The sequence below is a fragment of the Erythrobacter sp. genome, assembly GCF_038133525.1.
GTDB lineage: Bacteria > Pseudomonadota > Alphaproteobacteria > Sphingomonadales > Sphingomonadaceae > Qipengyuania.
This window is the reverse complement of the sequence record NZ_JAYPTL010000089.1, coordinates 5,032-8,300: the sequence shown is the minus strand read 5'-3', so window position 1 is coordinate 8,300 and position 3,269 is coordinate 5,032. Positions and strand designations below refer to the sequence as shown.

The window sequence follows — 3,269 nt, the reverse complement described above, 5'->3', positions numbered from 1 at the left end:
GCTCGAGCTCGGGGCGGAAATGGCGGATCAGGCCCTGGATCGGCCAGGCCGCGGCATCGCCCAGTGCGCAGATGGTATGGCCTTCGACCTGCTTGGTCACCTGCTGCAGCATGTCGATCTCTTCGATCGCGGCATCGCCGGTGCGCAGGCGCTCCATCATGCGCCACATCCAGCCCGTGCCTTCGCGGCAGGGGGTGCACTGGCCGCAGCTCTCGTGCTTGTAGAAATAGCTGAGCCGCGAAATCGCGCGGACGATGTCGGTGGACTTGTCCATCACGATAACCGCCGCGGTGCCGAGACCCGAGCCGACTTCGCGCAGACCGTCGAAGTCCATCGGCGCGTCCCAGATCTGCTCGGCCGGAACCAGTGGAACCGAAGATCCGCCGGGGATTACCGCGAGAAGATTGTCTTTGCCGCCGATGATACCGCCGCAGTGTTTCTCGATCAGCTCGCTGAAAGGAATGCTCATCGCTTCCTCGACCACGCAGGGCTTGTTCACATGCCCGCTGATCTGGAAGAGCTTGGTGCCCTTGTTGTTTTCGCGCCCGAAGCTGGAAAACCACGTTGCGCCGCGACGCAAGATCGTTGGCACGACCGCGATGCTTTCGACATTGTTGACCGTAGTCGGGCAGCCATAGAGGCCGGCACCCGCCGGGAACGGTGGCTTGAGACGAGGTTGCCCCTTCTTGCCTTCGAGGCTCTCGATCATCGCGGTTTCTTCACCGCAAATGTATGCGCCCGCACCGCGGTGCACGAAGACATCGAAGTCATAGCCCGATTTCGCCGCGTTCTTGCCCAGCAGCTTGGCGGCATAGGCTTCGTCGATCGCCTTCTGCAGCGTCTCTGCCTCGCGGATATATTCGCCGCGGATGTAGATGTAGGCCGCCCGCGCACGCATGGCGAAACCGGCGATCAGCGCGCCTTCGATCAACTTATGCGGATCGTGACGAATGATCTCGCGATCCTTGCACGAACCAGGTTCGGACTCGTCGGCATTGATAACCAGGAAGCTGGGACGACCGTCCCGGCTTTCCTTGGGCATGAACGACCATTTGAGGCCGGTTGGGAAGCCAGCGCCGCCGCGGCCGCGAAGACCCGAGGCCTTGACCTCTTCAATGATGGCATCCTGCCCACGCGCGATCAGCGACTTTGTATCATCCCAGTCACCACGCGTCTGCGCCGCCTTCAGGCCCCAGTCCTGATAGCCGTAAAGGTTGGTGAAGATACGGTCCTTATCCGCGAGCATCAGAGTGCCCCCCCCTGCGAGAGGAAATAGAATGCGCCGACCAGCACCACGGCCATCAGCCCGAACTTGATGATGCCCGTCAGCACCTTCCAGGCGACGAAGCAGACGACCAGTGCCACAAGAACAGTGACGATGCTCATCACCATTCCTTACGATAGTCGTGGTTGGCGTCGACCATGGCGGTCAGCGTGGTCGGGCCTCCGACGGGTTCGACCGTGTGACGGCCGGGTTCCTGCGTGCCAGTCTTGGGCTGTTCACCCTTGGCCAGGACATCGAGGATTGCGTCGAGCCGTTCCGGCGTCAGATCCTCGTAATTGTCGTCGTTGATCTGGACCATCGGCGCACTTGAGCAGTTACCCATGCATTCGACCTCGGTGAGGGTCCACAGTCCATCGTCCGAAACGTGACCCTTCTTCATCCCGCGCTTCTTGCAGGTTTCGAACAAGCCGTCCGACCCGCGCAGCATGCACGGCGTCGTGCCGCAGACCTGTACGTGATACCTGCCAACCGGCTTCATGTTGTACATGAAATAGAAGGTCGCGACTTCGAGCACGCGGATCACCGGCATGTCGAGATAATCGGCGACATACTCGATCACCGGCAGCGGCAGCCAGCCCTGCGTATTGGTTTCCTCGCCGACCTGCCGCTGGGCATAGTCGAGCAATGCCATCACTGCCGAACGCTGACGTCCTTCGGGATAGCGCGCGATCGTGGCGTCAGCCTTGGCGCGCCATGCGTCGCTGAATTCGAAACCACCCCAGCGGTCGCGCAGTTCGGGGGTATCGGGAGCGGGGGAACGGTCGGCCATTAGCGGTCACACTCCCCGAACACGACGTCGATGGCGCCAAGAATGGCGGTGGCATCAGGCAGCATGTGGCCTTTCGACATGAAATCCATGGCTTGCAAGTGGCTGAAGGCGGTCGGGCGGATCTTGCAGCGATAGGGTTTGTTGGACCCGTCGCTGACGAGGTAGACACCGAATTCACCCTTAGGACTTTCGGTGGCGACATAGACTTCGCCGGCCGGCACGTGGAAGCCCTCTGTGTAGAGCTTGAAGTGATGGATCAGCGCCTCCATCGACTGCTTCATCTCGCCGCGCTTGGGGGGCGAAACCTTGCGGTCGTCGGAGCAGATCGGCCCTTCGGGCATCTGCGCGAGACACTGCTTGATGATCTTCGCGCTCTCGTAGACTTCCTTCACGCGAACCATGAAGCGGTCGTAGCAATCCGAATTGGTGCCGACGGGGATGTCGAACTCCATCCGGTCGTAGACGTCGTAGGGCTGGCTCTTGCGCAGGTCCCACGGGATGCCCGCCGCGCGGATCATCGGGCCACTGAAGCCCCAGGCCAGCGCATCTTCCTTGCTCACCAGAGCGATGTCGACGTTGCGCTGCTTGAAGATGCGATTGTCGAGCACCAGGCTCATCGCATCACCGAACAGTTCGGGCAGGCGCGTGTCGACCCAATTGCCGATGTCAACAAGCAGCTTTTCCGGAACGTCCTGGTGGACGCCGCCGGGGCGGAACCAGGCGCTGTGCATGCGTGCACCTGAAGCCCGCTCGAAGAAATTCATGCAGTCTTCGCGCAGCTCGAACACCCACAGATTTGGGGTCATGGCGCCCACGTCCATCACATGCGCGCCGATGTTGAGCATGTGGTTGCAGATGCGGGTCAGCTCGGCAAACAGTACGCGCAGGTACTGCGCACGCTCGGGCACTTCGAGATTGAGCAGCTTCTCGATCGCGAGGACATAGCTGTGCTCCATGCACAGCGGGCTGCAGTAATCGAGCCGGTCAAAATACGGCAGGGCCTGCAAATAGGTCTTGTTCTCGATCAGCTTTTCGGTCCCGCGGTGAAGCAGGCCGACATGCGGATCGATCCGTTCGATGATCTCGCCGTCGAGCTCCATCACCATGCGCAGCACACCATGCGCCGCCGGGTGCTGGGGCCCGAAGTTGATCGTATAGTTGGTGATGACCTCGTCGCCGGTGGTGGGCGAGGCTTCAAGCTGCATGCTCATGCGC

At 61.3% G+C, this 3,269-nt stretch carries 4 protein-coding genes; all 4 read right to left on the bottom strand.

Annotation, left to right across the window (positions count from 1 at the left end):
- A partial coding sequence (nuoF, locus tag AAFM29_RS15805; protein ID WP_341713740.1) for an NADH-quinone oxidoreductase subunit NuoF occupies positions 1–1,246 on the bottom strand: 1,246 nt, incomplete at its 3' end.
- Positions 1,246–1,386, bottom strand: coding sequence for a hypothetical protein (locus tag AAFM29_RS15800; RefSeq protein WP_341713739.1), 141 nt, complete (start codon positions 1,384–1,386; stop codon positions 1,246–1,248). The genes nuoF and AAFM29_RS15800, both read right to left, overlap by 1 nt.
- Positions 1,386–2,054 (bottom strand): NADH-quinone oxidoreductase subunit NuoE, encoded by a 669-nt coding sequence (nuoE, locus tag AAFM29_RS15795; protein WP_341713738.1) that lies wholly within the window; start codon positions 2,052–2,054, stop codon positions 1,386–1,388. The genes AAFM29_RS15800 and nuoE overlap by 1 nt, the downstream gene beginning before the upstream one ends.
- A complete protein-coding gene (locus AAFM29_RS15790) occupies positions 2,054–3,265 on the bottom strand; it encodes an NADH-quinone oxidoreductase subunit D (protein WP_341713741.1) in 1,212 nt (403 codons plus the stop codon). The genes nuoE and AAFM29_RS15790 overlap by 1 nt, the downstream gene beginning before the upstream one ends.
- Positions 3,266–3,269: the final 4 nt, after the last annotated feature.

Coding starts and splice junctions, on each gene's coding strand:
- AAFM29_RS15800 (WP_341713739.1), bottom strand. CDS start 1,386: ATGAGCATCGTCACTGTTCTTGTGGCACTGGTCGTCTGCTTCGTCGCC.
- nuoE (WP_341713738.1), bottom strand. CDS start 2,054: ATGGCCGACCGTTCCCCCGCTCCCGATACCCCCGAACTGCGCGACCGC.
- AAFM29_RS15790 (WP_341713741.1), bottom strand. CDS start 3,265: ATGAGCATGCAGCTTGAAGCCTCGCCCACCACCGGCGACGAGGTCATC.